The sequence below is a fragment of the Mesorhizobium sp. M0590 genome, from assembly GCF_040320905.1.
GTDB lineage: Bacteria > Pseudomonadota > Alphaproteobacteria > Rhizobiales > Rhizobiaceae > Mesorhizobium.
Window position 1 is genome coordinate 720,179 of record NZ_JAMYQN010000001.1, and the last position, 14,668, is coordinate 734,846.

Annotated in this window: 11 protein-coding genes; 2 read left to right on the plus strand and 9 right to left on the minus strand. The window is 60.4% G+C overall.

Features of this window, described 5'->3' with window-relative positions; genetic code table 11:
* Position 1 precedes the first annotated feature (1 nt).
* The 5 genes from NKI52_RS03610 to NKI52_RS03630 form a co-directional block, all read right to left on the minus strand.
* Positions 2 to 1,900: an ABC transporter substrate-binding protein gene (locus NKI52_RS03610; protein WP_023675965.1), complete on the minus strand. Its 1,899-nt coding sequence runs from the start codon at positions 1,898 to 1,900 to the stop codon at positions 2 to 4.
* On the minus strand, positions 1,897 to 3,792 hold the full coding sequence (locus tag NKI52_RS03615; RefSeq protein WP_352457165.1) for an ABC transporter ATP-binding protein: 1,896 nt from the start codon (positions 3,790 to 3,792) through the stop codon (positions 1,897 to 1,899). Before NKI52_RS03615 ends, NKI52_RS03610 begins: the two co-directional genes overlap by 4 nt.
* A gap of 149 nt (positions 3,793 to 3,941) precedes the next feature.
* Positions 3,942 to 5,282 (minus strand): adenylate/guanylate cyclase domain-containing protein, encoded by a 1,341-nt coding sequence (locus tag NKI52_RS03620; protein WP_023675963.1) that lies wholly within the window; start codon positions 5,280 to 5,282, stop codon positions 3,942 to 3,944.
* Between the two features lie 45 nt (positions 5,283 to 5,327).
* Positions 5,328 to 6,671 carry a nucleotide sugar dehydrogenase gene (locus tag NKI52_RS03625; RefSeq protein WP_352697044.1) on the minus strand — a complete coding sequence of 448 codons (1,344 nt, stop codon included), beginning with the start codon at positions 6,669 to 6,671 and terminating at the stop codon, positions 5,328 to 5,330.
* 105 nt (positions 6,672 to 6,776) lie between these two features.
* Positions 6,777 to 7,937 carry a DUF3095 domain-containing protein gene (locus tag NKI52_RS03630; RefSeq protein ID WP_023675961.1) on the minus strand — a complete coding sequence of 387 codons (1,161 nt, stop codon included), beginning with the start codon at positions 7,935 to 7,937 and terminating at the stop codon, positions 6,777 to 6,779.
* A gap of 92 nt (positions 7,938 to 8,029) precedes the next feature.
* Here NKI52_RS03630 and NKI52_RS03635 point away from each other — a divergent pair, with 92 nt between their 5' ends.
* Both NKI52_RS03635 and NKI52_RS03640 read left to right on the plus strand, forming a co-directional pair.
* Positions 8,030 to 9,118: a glycosyltransferase family 4 protein gene (locus tag NKI52_RS03635; protein ID WP_352577341.1), complete on the plus strand. Its 1,089-nt coding sequence runs from the start codon at positions 8,030 to 8,032 to the stop codon at positions 9,116 to 9,118.
* Entirely contained in the window at positions 9,115 to 9,939 is an 825-nt protein-coding gene (locus NKI52_RS03640; protein WP_352697047.1) for a polysaccharide deacetylase family protein, read from the plus strand. Before NKI52_RS03635 ends, NKI52_RS03640 begins: the two co-directional genes overlap by 4 nt.
* A 1-nt stretch (position 9,940) precedes the next feature.
* Here the strand turns inward: NKI52_RS03640 and NKI52_RS03645 are convergent, their stop codons facing one another.
* The 4 genes from NKI52_RS03645 to NKI52_RS03660 form a co-directional block, all read right to left on the minus strand.
* Positions 9,941 to 10,795, minus strand: coding sequence for an MBL fold metallo-hydrolase (locus tag NKI52_RS03645; protein WP_352577345.1), 855 nt, complete (start codon positions 10,793 to 10,795; stop codon positions 9,941 to 9,943).
* 122 nt (positions 10,796 to 10,917) lie between these two features.
* Positions 10,918 to 11,367 carry a cyclic nucleotide-binding domain-containing protein gene (locus NKI52_RS03650; RefSeq protein ID WP_023675957.1) on the minus strand — a complete coding sequence of 150 codons (450 nt, stop codon included), beginning with the start codon at positions 11,365 to 11,367 and terminating at the stop codon, positions 10,918 to 10,920.
* Between the two features lie 157 nt (positions 11,368 to 11,524).
* Positions 11,525 to 14,239 carry an ABC transporter transmembrane domain-containing protein gene (locus NKI52_RS03655; RefSeq protein ID WP_352570088.1) on the minus strand — a complete coding sequence of 905 codons (2,715 nt, stop codon included), beginning with the start codon at positions 14,237 to 14,239 and terminating at the stop codon, positions 11,525 to 11,527.
* 17 nt (positions 14,240 to 14,256) lie between these two features.
* Positions 14,257 to 14,622 carry a hypothetical protein gene (locus tag NKI52_RS03660; RefSeq protein WP_352457170.1) on the minus strand — a complete coding sequence of 122 codons (366 nt, stop codon included), beginning with the start codon at positions 14,620 to 14,622 and terminating at the stop codon, positions 14,257 to 14,259.
* Positions 14,623 to 14,668 lie beyond the last annotated feature (46 nt).

Genomic DNA, 14,668 nt, shown 5'->3' on the forward strand with positions numbered 1-14,668 from the left:
CTCAGGACTCTCCAAGCCAGAATGTATCCGGCATATAGACACCGAAATAGGCGGTCGGGTCGTAGCCGTAGAGCGCCTTGTCAGGCAGATTGCGCAGCCGCGAGGATGCCAGAATCGGCTGATGCGTTCCGTTTACCGTGCCGATCGAAAACACCTGATCGGTATAGATCGACAGCATTGAATTCCAGATCTCGGCGCGCTCCGTGGCTTCGGTCGATGCGTTCCAGCGCTTGAGTAAAGCCATCAACTCGACCACGGGCGGAAGATCGGGCGCTTCGCCGACCTTGCCACGGGACAAGTAGTGAGCACCCCAGAGCGGCCATTGCAGCTGGTCATCGACGGTGGGGGCGAGTTGGTAGGGGTTCATGTCGGCGGTCGGCACGCCATTGTCGATGCCCGACCACATCGACATCATGATCTGGCCACCAAGCGCGCGGCTGCGGAAGATGTCGCGCTGCGAAGTCCGGATGAACAGGGCGATGCCGATCTTGCGCCAGTGATCGGTGATGAGCTCGAGCGCGTCGGTTTCCAGCGTGCTTTCGCCGGCCGTTTCCACTACGAGCTGCGCCGGGCGTCCGTCGGGGAGTATCCGCAGGCCGTCATCGTCACGCGCCTGAAGCCCGACCTCGTCGAGCAGGGCATTGGCCTGGTCGGGATCATGGGCGACCCAGGCTTTCGCGAATTCCGGCCGGTAGAGCGGGCTCTCCGGCAGGACCGTATCGGCACTTTCCTGCGCCAATCCGTAGAACACAGCCAAATTGATCTCGCGCCTGTCCACAGCGAGCGAAAGTGCGCGGCGCACGCGCACGTCACGAAAAAGGCCACGCCACACCTGGTCGGCACAATTCAGATTGGGCAGCAGCGCCAGCCGCGAACCTTGTGTGCGTTTCCAGAGATGCATCTTCACCGGGTAGCGCTTCTCCGCATCCTTCAGGAAGGAGTAATCGGTGAAGTCAATTCCCATGCCTTGCAGGTCGCTCTCGCCCGCACCGGTCTTGGCGGAAATGATCGCCGACGAGCTGACATTCATGACAATCCGGTCGACATAAGGCAGTTGCCGGCCATTCTCGTCTATTCGATGAAAGAACGGGTTCCGCTCGAAGACGAACTGCTCAGCCGGCGGCTTGGTCCGGTTCTGCCAGGGATCGAGCGTCGGCAGTTCCGGGTTCTCCGGGCGATACTGCCGCGACATGCGGATATGCAAGAGCGTCCATTTCTGGGCCCGGTTCTCCTTCATTAGGCCGGCGAGCCGGAATGGATCTTGGTATTTCTTGTGGAACTGCTTGAGATAGGCGGCCGGCAGAACAAGCGATAGGGGCGAAGCAGCGGCGAGCTTGGGCAGGAAGTCGGGATTGGGCGCATCCCAACTATAGCGGACCGTCAACGGATCGACGATCTCGAAGCGTGGCGGCTTGCCGTCCGCCAGCAGGGCCGGGGCGAGCCCGCCTTGCGAAAGCTCATCGTTCAGCCAGACATCTTCCCAGCAATAGCGAAAATCCTCCGACGTCAGCAGGCTACCGTCAGACCATTTATGTCCTTCTCGTATCTTGAAAGTGAAGACACGATCATCCGCTACATCGAAACTTTCGAGAATGTCGGCTTGCAGGTTAAGCTTTTCGTCATAGCCGACCAGGCGAGCGTACCCGTAGATTGTCATCATCCGGATGTCTTTCTGGCTGCCGATGATCGTGCGCAGCGTGCCGCCATATTGGCCGGGCTGCCGGCCCATCGCGGCGAGATTCAACGCGCGAGGGCGCTTGGGCAGGCGTTCGGCGAGTGCCGGCAGCGCTCTGGCCTTCAGCTGCGGCTCAAGAAATTCCGGCTCCAGGTCGCCGGCGCGCAACGTGCCCGGCAGAAATGCCGAAGCCATGAGTCCAAGGACGGTGCGCCGGCTGATCAATGGCGTAGCTCGCTGAAATCGGCCGAACGTCGGGCCAGCACGAGGTGGCCGCCGCCAAGATCGAGCGGCGACAGCATATCCTCGTCGCCCTCGTCGCGGAATTGCGGTCCCCATGCGCTGGTGTCGGAAGCGCCGCTGAGTTTCAGCGTCTTGAAATCCATCGGCCTGTCGAGATCGGGGAAAGGTACTGCGGCGACCAATGAGCGCGTGTAGGGGTGGACCGGTTTCCTAAGCAGAATTTCGCGCGGCGCGAGCTCGACGATACGCCCGCCGCACATCACCGCGATACGGTCTGCCATGTAGTCCACCACCGCGAGGTTGTGGGATATGAACAGGTAGGTCAGGCCCAGTTCCTTCTGCAGGTCCTTCAGAAGGTTCAGGATCTGCGCCTGGACAGAGACATCGAGTGCCGAAACCGGCTCGTCGCAGATCAGGAGTTCAGGCCCCAGCGCCAACGCGCGCGCGATGCCGATACGCTGACGCTGCCCGCCGGAGAAACTATGCGGATAACGCTTTATGAAGCGCGGGTCGAGCCCGATTGCCTGCATCAGGCTCTTGACCGTGGCGAGTCGGGACGCGGCATTGCCACGTCGATGGATTTCCAGCGGCTCGCTCAAAATGTTCTCCACCGTCATGCGGGGTGAAAGCGACGAAACCGGATCCTGGAATACCATCTGGATTTTCGCGCGCAGCATGCGCAGGGCGTCTCCCTCGGCTTCCAAGACGTCGATCGGACCATCGCGGCCATTGAAGATCACAGAGCCGCCGGTAGGGGTGACAGCCCGCATGAGGATCTTGCTGACGGTGGTTTTGCCGGAGCCGCTTTCGCCGACAAGACCCAGGCACTCACCCCGCCTGATATCAAAGCTCACGCCGTCCACGGCGCGAACAGAGGTTTGATGATCTCCGCCGAACCATCCGGACTTGCGGATCGTGAAGGTCTTTGTCAGATCCCTGACCGACAGCAGGATGTCGTCCGGCCCCTTCGATGCCGGCGCCGTCTGCTTGCCGAGCAGGTTCCCGACATTCACCGGCACCTCGCGGAGCGCCTTTAGCCTTTCGCCGGGCTTCAGGTCGAAATGCGGAACGGCTGCCATCAGGCCCTTCAGGTAAGGGTGGCCCGGCCGGCGGAATATCGCCTCCACAGGTCCCGCTTCCATGATCTCGCCATGGTACATGACCACCACCTCGTCGGCGACGTTGGCGACTACGCCAAGGTCGTGCGTGATCAGCAGCATCGCCATGTTCAGCTTCGTCTGAAGCTCGCGCAGCAATTGCAGGATTTGCGCCTGGATGGTGACGTCCAACGCCGTCGTCGGCTCGTCGGCGATCAACAGCGCGGGCCGGCAGATAAGCGCCATGGCGATCATGGCGCGTTGACGCAATCCTCCCGAAAGTTCAAAGGGATACATGTCATAGGCGCGCTTGGGGTTGGGAAAGCCGACAAGTCCGAGCATTTCCTTGGTCCGCGCCTTGCGCTCCACCCAAGCCATGGGCGTATGAATCTGCAGGGATTCGCTCACCTGATTGCCGATCGTATGCAGCGGCGACAGTGATGTCATCGGCTCCTGAAATATTTTGCCTATGCGGCTGCCTCTCAACGCCCGGATTTCGGGTCCGTCACGCGGCATCTGCAGGATATCCTGCGTCGTGCCGGGCTTTTCAGGATCGGAAAACAGGATACGCCCGCGAACATGGGCTGTGTTCGGCAAAATGCCCATCACTGCCTGGCTAAGAACCGATTTTCCGGAACCGGACTCGCCCACAAGCGCAGTAACCTTGCCGGGCAGGACGCGAAGATTTGCACGCCTGACGGCATGCAACGGTCCCCCTATAATGGCAAAAGAGATGCCAACATCCTCGATCCGCAGCAGATCAACGCCCAAATTCATTCTCACACCAGCCCCCACTCTGGCAGGTCCAGAAGGCGAGACTAGCGCATTGCCAGCCTAGAGCAACTTGGATTCGAACAGTCCCCAGTTCCCTGGCGGAACCGGCGACCGGACTGCATACCAAACGCGTTCGGATCAGATCGTGGCGGTTACTGGAGCTTCCTCGGGTCGCCCGCGGACGGCCGCGCGGCATTGCGATGAAGCAGCATGACCTGCTCGGCGTCCGATATTCGGTCGTAAATCGGCTCCAGCGCACCGTCTTCGTCGAGCGAGAGAGCACCCGACAAATCGGGTGAAAGCACCGTTAGCTTCTGCCTGATGCCCGCCAGTTCCTCCATGCCGAGCGCCAGCCAGTTGTTGGCGCCGCAATAGCCGGCGAAGTCTTTGCTGGCGAGAACGCTGTGCGGATATTTCTTGGTCAGGGTCTGGAGGCGCTGGACCTCGTTTACAGCCGAACCGAAGACAGAGAATGTGAGCCGGTCGGTAAGCCCGACATTGCCGAACATCACATTGCCGACATGCAGGCCGATACCATAGTTTATGTCGCTCAATCCCTGCTGCTTTCTGCGCAGATTGAGATCCATCATGCGCGCGGTGGCCTTGTGCGCTGCTGCAAGAGCAGCCTGGCAGGCGATCTCGGACTGTGAACGGTGCCTTGCGCAAGGGTAGACGGCAATGAAGCCATCACCTATGAAACTCATGATCTGCCCGCCCTTGCGATTGAAAGGTGCAGCAGCGGCGTCGAAAAACTGGTTCAGCGTATCGATATAGACTTCGCGGCCGGAGGTTTCGGCAAGTCTTGACGACCCGCGCATGTCGCCCATGACCAGTGCCGCCCGGATTGTATCACCCTCGCCGCGCTTGATCTGGCCGTCGAGCACGCGCCTGCCGGCGTCGCCGCCGAGATAAGTGGTCATCATGTTGTCGGCAAGCTTGGTGAGCACCGCCATCTTGGTTGCGATAGCGAGATGGTTCTGGATGCGCAGCAGCGCCGAAATCATGCTGTCGCTGAAGCCTGCAGCACTGTCGGTGGACCAAGACCCGATCATGCCCTGACTGGTGTTGCCGCTGAAGGGATGGACGAAAGCCATGTAATCGGTGACGCCCATCAGCTTGAGGTCATCGAAAACAGGAAATTCCGACGGCACCGACGGGTCGAGCCGGCGCCGCAGATGGTCGAGCTTGTGGCTGAGCAGATGGTAGTATGGGCTGGTCAGGAATCTGTCGGAATGAACGCCGTTCTCCTTGCGGAAGCCTTCCACTTCCAGGCCCTGGCCGCGGAGCCAGGTGAAGCCGAGCGCGTCATAAAGCGGATGAAGCATCGAAAAGCTCAAATGCACCCGCTTCAACGGCAGGCCGGCAGCAGCCAGCCGTTCACAAAAGCCCCTTACCAATGTTTCCAGGTCGTCGCCCGCCAACGCCGATTGGGTCAGCCAATCGGCAACCTTATCCATGAGAATGGCAGAAATTTCTGCTTGCGCTGTGCTCATGCTATCTCGAAATCTCCTTGCACAAATTCGCCGGCTCGGACGCCGTCAGGCCTTCACCACCGTCTCTCGGGCTAGCCCGAGGCGGCCAAAAATATTGCGTGTGTCGACGATCAGTAGAGCGTGATCCGCGATCGCCTGATAGTCGATCGCGTCGTGGTCGGTCGCAACGACGACAGCGTCGAAATCCTTCAAGGCCACCTCGGTCAATTCGACCGAGCGACGCCCCTTGATCGCCATATGCTCCCGTGTGCCCGGGATTTCGGCAACATGCGGATCGTGGAATTCCGCCTTGCCGCCCCATTCCTCGATGAGTTCAATGAGCCGCAATGAGGGGCTTTCGCGGATGTCGGGCACATTCTTCTTATAGGCGAGCCCGATGATGAGAATGCGCGAGCGGCTGAGCGCCTTGCCGCAGCGCCGGTCCAGCGCCTTCGCCAGTTCATCGACCACATGACGCGGCATGGCCGTGTTGATCTCTGCCGCCAGCTCGATGAAGCGGGTCGGCAGTTCGTATTCGCGAGCCTTCCACGTCAGGTAGAAGGGATCGATCGGAACGCAGTGCCCACCAAGTCCAGGGCCAGGATAGAAAGGCATGTAGCCGAAGGGCTTGGTCTTTGCCGCCTCGATCACCTCCCAGATGTCGATTCCCATCGCCCCGAGCACGACCTTCAACTCGTTGACGAGGGCTATGTTGACCGAGCGGAAGATGTTTTCCGTCAGCTTGACCGCCTCGGCGGTCGCCGTGGTGGAAACTGGAACGACGGTCTTGACCACGCCCTGGTAGAAAGCCTGCACGAGCGTTGCCGCTTCAATGCCGTCCCCTGCCACGACCTTGGGGATTGTCGCGACCTCAAAGCTGCGGTTGCCGGGATCCTCGCGTTCGGGCGAGAAGCCGAGGAAGAAGTCTGTCCTCGACTGCAAGCCGGTTTTTTCCAGGATGGGCTTGATCACGTCGTCGGTGGTGCCGGGATAGGTGGTCGATTCCAGCACGATCAGCTGGCCGAGACGCAGATGCTTCGCGATGTTGCCTGCCGTGTTCCTGACAAAGGAGAGATCCGGCTCGCGGTGTTTCGTCAGTGGCGTCGGAACGCAGATGATGATGACATCGCAGACGGCCAGTTCGGCAAAATCCGCAGTGGCGCGGAACCGTCCGCTTGCCACCTGGCCGGCAAGGGCTGTCGACGTCACCGCCTCGATGTAGGATTGGCCGTTGTTCAGGCTCTCGACCTTCTGGCCTTCGATGTCGAAGCCGGAAACCGGGAAGCCGGCGCGAGCGATCGCGACCGCCAGCGGCAACCCGACATAGCCCAGTCCGATCACGCCGACTTGCGCGGCGCGCGTCGAAATCCGGTTCAGAAGACGGTCATATGTCGATCGTGAGGCGTCCAAAAATCTGCTTCCCGTCAATTCGGACAGGCCGTCCGCTTCCATGGTGAGGCTCACCGCTCCCAAGAACCCCGAGGCATATTGCGGAAAATCGATGTCCGCAAGCCGTCAGATCGGCACCTTCGCCTTCAGGCTTGCGGCAGCCATCGCATAGCCGCCGGCGGCGCCATCGATGAAATGAACGTGATCGCGCTGCAGCGGCGATGCGACGAGGCATGTCATCAAGGCCGATTTCTGGCGGTGCAGGCCATAGTTGCAGATGCCCGCCTCTTCCGCCTGTTTCAGCCGGTTCTCGATCCGTTGCAACACATCCGCGTCAACGTCGATGGTCATCTTCAAGCCATCGTCGAACTTCCGGAAATCCGAATTGCTGGCCACTTCGCGTTTGTAGATCTTCGGATCGAATCTGCCGATCGTCCAGCCAAATCTATCCGCAACAGCCGTAAGCGTCATCAGGAACACTATCCACAGCTTCGACAGCCACCGCCGTCCTGCCGGCGCCGTGGCCCGCGCCTCGACATCGAGGCCGGCGGGCAGCAAACTATAGTCCGGCCCGTTCACCGGCACCGGGTGGCCATCGCGTTCCTGCCTGCCGGCAAGGGCGATGATGTCGGAAACCAGAAACTGAAAACCGCGCAAGTCGCGCGACGCCCCCGGTATGGCTATGATCGAGACGATTTCGCCATGCCGGGCTTCGATCGGGTTCCAGCGGCACGAGAGGCCAGTCAGATCCGGTCGCGTGCCGGCCGGCGCAGGATCGATGCGGTAGCGCCCCGCTTTCATCTCGGCTTCCGCCCAACTGCCGCCACCTCCGGCGAACATGGCATAGAAGACCGCATCAGAGGCCTGGAACCTCGCCACGCGAACATCGAGGCCTTGCGCTCTTATATCCTTTATCGGCACGATTGCGGCACGCAAGGTCAGATCCAGTTCGTCCGCCACCCATCTCTGGACAGCCGCCAGCGCGTTACGGGTGATCTCCAGCGCCGAGCCAGGAAACGCCACGAGCGCGCCGTCGCCGCCGAAGACAAAGGGAAGATCTTGCCTACCCAGCGCATTGAGCAGCGCCGAAATGACGCTGGCACCGGCCATATTGACGGTTTTATAGCGCCCCGCCTCGATCGCCTTGGTCGAGCCGACGATGTCTGCGGTGGCCAGCGCCCAGCCATCGGGGAGAGGCCGATAGTTATCGATATCGGCAACGCTTTCAAACTTTGCGAAGACCGGCAGAGAAGCAACAAACGGATCGGACGCGGCAGCTGTTTCCATGAGCATCAGATAGCACATTCCAGTGCTTGAGGGTGAAGTCGATCATGCTTCGAAATTGACTTGCGCAGGCTTTCCGATGATAGGGTCCGGGGATGCGAATTGCCTTCTATGCGCCGCTGAAGTCGCCCAATCATCCCGTTGCCTCCGGCGACCGCCAGATGGCACGGATGCTGGTCAAGGCGCTGGAGCATGGAGGACATAGCGTCGAACTGGCATCCGAATTGCGCTTCTATCTACGCGAACCGGATTCGAAAAGTTTCGATGCGCTCAAGATCGAGGCCCGGGAGGAAGCCGCGCGGCTGGCAAGGCTTTGGGATCGTGACGGCAAGCCCGATCTGTGGTTCACCTATCATCCCTATTACAAGGCGCCCGACCTGATCGGGCCCGAACTGGCGTTGGCCTTTGGTGTCCCCTATGTGACAACGGAAGCCTCCTATTCGAGGCGGCGCAACACCGGTTTGTGGGCCGATACGCAAGCGTTGGTGGCGCGAGCCGTCGAACAGGCGGCGCTGAACATCTGCTTCACGCAAAGGGATCGTCAGGGACTGGCAGATGCGGTACCCGACGCCGCTTTCGGCATGCTTTCGCCCTTCATCGACACATCGCTATTCCGGGAAACGCCGGCACGAGGTTGTCCGACGCGCCTCGTTACCGTCGCCATGATGCGCCCGGGCGACAAACTCGAAAGCTATCGCATGCTGGCGCAGGCGCTCGGTTCGATCGGTCACCTGCCCTGGACCATGTCGGTCGTCGGGGACGGACCTGCCCGCGAGGAGATCAAAGCGCAATTCGCCGGCTTGCCCGCCGAGCGTATCGAATGGCTTGGCGCGATTGAGCCAGCCGCCGTGCCGGATGTCCTCTACAGTGGGGGAATTTACGTCTGGCCGGGTTTCGGCGAGGCCTATGGCGTTGCCTATCTTGAAGCACAGGCCGCCGGCCTTCCGGTTGTGGCTCAGGACGTCGCCGGCGTGCCGGAGGTCGTCCGGAATGGCCAGGCCGGGTTTCTCACCCCGCCGGACGATGTGGCGGCGTTCGCTTCTGCCATTGAAAGGCTTCTGGCCCGTAACGACGAAAGATCCATCATGGCCGCAGAAGCCAGACGTTTCATCCTCGAAGAACGTTCTCTCGGTGCTGCAGCGGCGCGTCTGGCCGAACTTCTTGCGAAGATCCCGGTCTCATGACATCCGATCAAATCTGGCAACCCTTGGTGGAGGAACTGGCGAGCCGGCAACGGGCGGACCGTAAGGCAGAGTTCTGGCTGCGCGACGATGACGCCGTGGATCCGACGCCTGCGCTTGATCGGTTGCTCGACCTCACCGGTGAATTCGCGGTTCCGGTGACTCTGGCCGTCATTCCCGCCCTGACTGACGAGAAGCTTGTCGTTCGGCTTGACGAGGCGCCGCATGCCACGGTCGCCATCCATGGCTGGGCGCACCGAAATCATGCGCCCGAGGGCCAGAAGAAGCAGGAGCTCGGCGCGCATCGGCCACGCGAGGCGGTGCTCGATGATCTGGCTCGCGGGCTGGCGCACATAACCGGCCTGCACGGCGCACGTGCCGTTCCGATGCTGGTGCCACCCTGGAACAGGATCGACGCCGGCTTGGTATCCGACCTTGGATCGATAGGATTTTCGGCATTGTCGGTCTATGGGCCGCCAAGGCCGGCTTCACTTGCGGTCATCAACAGCAATGTCGACATCATGGATTGGCATGGCACGCGCGGCTGCCGCGATCATGGCCTATTGGTTCAGGCTATCATTGCGCAATTGCAGCATGCATTCGATGGGGGCGAACCGGTGGGCCTGCTCACCCACCATCTCGTACATGATGAATCGGCCTGGCTCTTCCTCGAACGGCTGTTCACAGTCGCCGCACAGACTGAAGCCTGCGCATGGCTTCCGATCAGGACATTGATCGGGCGCAGCGCCGGTAGAACAATTCCAGGAAGGTATGAACGGTTTCCGTCCGGAATTGCGTCAAAACAAAGAGATAGAGGAAAATAGCTCAGCGCTTTTTGCGCAATGAGACTGGAAGTTTGAGCGTCTGGCCATCCCGCGCGACAAAAGCGCCGGTAAACCTGTCCTTGGCCAGTTTCTGGATCTTGTCCAGTTCCTTGTCGGTGCGTGTCGGATCGTGGTGAAACAGTGCAAGCCTCCGCGCACCGGCCGCCTCACAGAGCTTGACGCCCTGTTGCCAAGTCGAGTGCCCGTAACCGCGGCGGCGTTCCATTTCCTCCTCGGTGTAGGTGCAATCGTAAATGACGAGGTCGGCATCTTCGATCAGGCCGAGCACCGCCTGATCGAGTTTGTCCGGCTCGTGCTCAGTGTCTGTGATCACCGCCACGACGCCGCCGCCCCATTCGACCCGGTAGCCTATGCAGCCGCCCGGATGCATAAGACTGCCGGTTCGGACCACCACCCCTTCGCGCGGGCGAAGCACGTCTCCAGATACGAAATCGCGATAGTCGAGGCTTGCCTTGCAGGCCTCCAGTTTCACCGGAAACCACGGCGGCCGCATGAACTCATCGACCATCTGCCGGGTCGTCATGTGTCCTGCAAGATGCCCGGACCAAAGCGTAACCTTGGCGCCCCGGTCATAGATCGGCGCAAAAGACGGCAGCCCGATGATGTGATCGTAATGGCAATGGGTGAAAAGCAGGTCGAAATCGGTCACGCCCAACGCCTGAAGCGCCGCGCCGGCAGGCCGTAGGCCAGAGCCTGCGTCGAACAGAAGCGTATGCTTACCGCATCGCATCTCGACACAGATTGAGTTGCCGCCATAGCGAGAGAATTCTGGCCCTGATACCGAAATGCTGCCGCGGACACCCCAAAACCTGACCAGGAAAACGTTGTCGTCCATGCTACCCCTTCGCCCATCATATCCAAACAACTGCTGCTAGGCGAGACAGGCTTTCTCCGGGTGATCTTCTCAGCGAGAGGACAGTGCCGTCACGACGGCGAGGATCGAGCGCACGTCCTTCGTTATTTGGCGCTTCGTGCGTCGATCAGATCCGCGGTCGTATGGCTTAGGCGATCGGCAAGAACCCGCAATATCTCGATGGTCATTTCCGGGAACTCCCTCATAAGCCTCAGGAAATGATCCTTGCGGATTCTCAGGGCTTCCAGCGGACTTGCCGCTCTGACGGTGGCAGTGCGGGAGCTGTTGCACAATATGGCGATCTCGCCAACGATCGAATTTGGCTCCAGTTCGGCAACTTTTATCGGTCCGCTGTCGGAATCGACAAGAATATCCGCCCTGCCTGAAAGGATGACATAGGCGGCGTCTCCCTCGTCGCCCTGCCGGAAAAGGATCTGGCCGGCGCTGTAGCTCACACGATCGGATGTGAACGCAAGCAGCTTGAGCTTTGTCGGCTCGATGGCAGAGAACAAGGGAACGCGTTGCAGCATTCCAACTTCATCCTTGAGCAGCATTGTCGCAAACCTTCCAAAATTCGCGTTTGCCAGACTAGAGCAACGGACGCCCAGATGGAATCAATTCTCTTTCCGGGATGGCGAGACAAACCACGCGAAAGGTGGCGAGCCCGATGTCCGGCACCGGCAGAATGATCCCATCTGAATGTCCGTTGCTCTATGACAACAGTTCCTTGAAGATACCGTTCCCTGCCAAAAGTGTCTCGTGTGTTCCGTCTTCCGCCAATTGACCCGAGTCGAAGACGATAACGCGATCGAACATCATCGCCATTGCCGGATTCGTCACGACCCACACAATTGCCGGCGAATGGCCGTCGCGCCTGGCTTCCTCGAGCACATTTCGCAGCACCTTATCCTGCATGCGCTGGTCGAGCGCCGACAGCGGCCGGTTGAGAATGAGAAAATCGGGACGCTTGAGCAAGGCCCGGGCAACATCGAGCTTCTGTCGCTGTCCACCGGTCAGCCGCCTGCCGCCGGAGCCGACGTTGAAGTCCAGGCCGACATCCAGAAGTTCGCCATAAAGCCCCAGTTCGTCAAGAATGTCATAGACGATGGAGCGTATGCGGTCGGGCGCGTCGGGATGATTGTTGCCCACACGCCCGAACAGGACATTATCCATGACGGTGGCCGCGGCAATGTATTTGGCAGGATCATACCGTTCGACCGCATTGTGCAGCTCGGGCGGCAGGTCTTCATAGAACCGGTTGCGTGCAGCGACGATCTTGCTCATCAGCTCGTCGCTCAGCAGGCCGAAGCGGTGCCGGGGCTCGATGTAGGCAAAGCTCAAGGTGACGATCATGGCGCGATCGTTCTCCGAAACCGCCTCGTAGGGACGGTTCTTGAGCCGTTGCAGCAAGGTTTCGTAGGCGGGTATCTCCTCCGCGCTCATGAAGGCGAGCTGCTGGAAGAACTGGTGATCGGGCGGCAGGTCGGCAAACAGCTCGATCGCCTGTTTGGCGATCTCCAAGCCCATTTCGTAGAGCGTGCGGTCGAGGCCGGCTTGCCTCAGCACGGAAGCAAAATAGGGATTGGCCGCCAGGGCCCTGTCGGCCAGTTCGGGGCCGGCGGCAGCGCCGAAGAGCAGGTTTTGGCCGATCGTTGCTTCCTTGTTGTAGGCGCCCGGTTCGAAAGGAACCACCAGTCCGCTCAGCCCCTCTTGTTCCAGCCGGGTCCGCAGCGCCGCACGCAGTTCGACGATCCGCCTGGCAAGCTCCGTGTGACGCGTGAGGTCGGCCGAAGAGCGCAAGCCGAGATCCAGAATGTCACGCGACAGAACAACCGCGTCGAGCACCCGGCGCACGGCTTCAAAGAGGTCGTGCGGGCCGGTAGCGCCAGCGGAAGCATAGTTGATCCAGTCGCTGTGGATATCAAGATCCGGATTGCCCGACCGGCGCGCCTCGTGAATGTTCCAGCGGTGCTGATCTGCCGCAGCACCGTCATAAGGCACCGATGTCAGCGGCGCATGCTTCAACCCGTAGAGCAGGTTGTCGCGGAGGCTTGCCTGGAACAGGAAAACATCCGACGAGGCATACGACATGCGCCGGCCGGTTACTGCTTCGGGGAGTTCAAGCAGGTCGTCGGTGCCCGAAGCGACCCTTCCGCTGTCCGGCCAGTTCAGCCGCGCGAAGGCTTCTGCAAGCGCCTCCGCTCCACCTGTTGCGGTACTGACCAGTGCCACCGTCTCACCCGGCTTGACCTGGAGGGAGATACGGTTAAGGAGCATTGCACCGCCATCGTCTGCTACGGACAGATTGATCGCCGACAGCGGCTTGGTCATCGGATCGGGATCGTCGATCGTCAATACCCCGATTTTCGGCGCGATGAGACCTTCGACGGTGAACTGTTCAACGACCTGTTGATATTTGACCTGGACATCCTGCCGATCCTGATCCCAGTCGATCAGTTCCTTCATCGGTCCGGGCAGGTCCTTGTAGGCGCCGATCACGGCCACGAGCTGGCCGACGTCCAGCCGCCCCTGGAGGACCAGATACCCGCCGATCATGTAGAACAGAAAGGGCGTGAGCTGCGCGAGAAAATTGTTGAGGAACTTCACCATGAATTTCCATTGGTAAAGATCGAAGCGGATCTTGAAGATGAGCCCGAGCCGGGCAGCTATGTCGGCGCGCTCGTAGTTTGATGTATCGTGGACGTGAACCGCGCCGATGCCGTCGACGATTTCGCCAACCCGGCCCGAAAGCGCGCGCGCCGTCAACTGCCGTTGGCGTCCGAGCACGATCAGCCGCCGCCGCATTCGCGGGATGAGCACGATCTGGATCGCCACGATCACGACCGCTATCATTCCGAGCCAGACGTTCTGGATCATGATGAACAGCATGGCCGTCAGCGCTTGGCCGCCGAGCAGTACCGGCTGCAGGAAGGCGTCGCCGATGAAGCCGCCCAGCGGCTCCACCTCGTCCTTCACCATGGTCGCCACTTCGGCGGATTTCACCCGCTTGAAGTAAACCGGCGGAAAACGCAGCACACGGTCGACCAGATCGAAGCGGATACGCCGCAGCATGCGTTCGCCGAGGCGGCCCTTGTAGGTGTTGATGTAGAATTTGAACAGGCCGTTGATGACGACTAGCAAGAGGAACACAAGGCTCAGGGCAAACAGGGTCTCCTCGCGGTCGAGCTGAAAACCGGAGAAGAACTGGACCTCTCCAATGAACGGCAGGTTATAATGTAGCCTCATGAATGGCTGGGTCGCGCCCGGTTGCTCGAAGCCGCGACCTTGGATCGGTCCGTTGACGATCAGCTTCGGCAGGTCGAAGGACATGAAATACGGGATCATCGAAAGCACGACGATCATCAATATCCAGAGCTGCTGCTTCTTGGTGTGCGTCCAGATATAGCGGGCTAGGCTGGCTTCCATATGCGACTGTGGACCCTTCAGTTGGAAGGATGCAGGATGTAAAAGCACCTGCTGGCGAATGGCGTATCGGCAATTTCTTCATCGCCAACGACAAGCTCGAAGCTGCTGTGCACGGACATTGTCCTGCGCTCAACGATGCAAGGAACCTGCGAGGCGGCGCGATCCAGTTCCGGCGCATGGTCGATGGCAACGACATGGGCATTGTTGATCGGCGAAGAAAGCAGCTGGCCAAACGGTCCGCGGCTTTCGTAGGGCTTTGGCGAACAGCCGAGCAGCACGAGGCCGCAGCTGCGCGGCTGGTGCTGGCGGATGGACGCCGATGATCCGGACAGATGCAACAGGCTCTCTCCGGCACCGGGCAATAGCCAAGCGGCTTGCAGCATGATCACGTCCGCGGAATCAAACAGTCTTGCGGGAGGCAAGATTGCG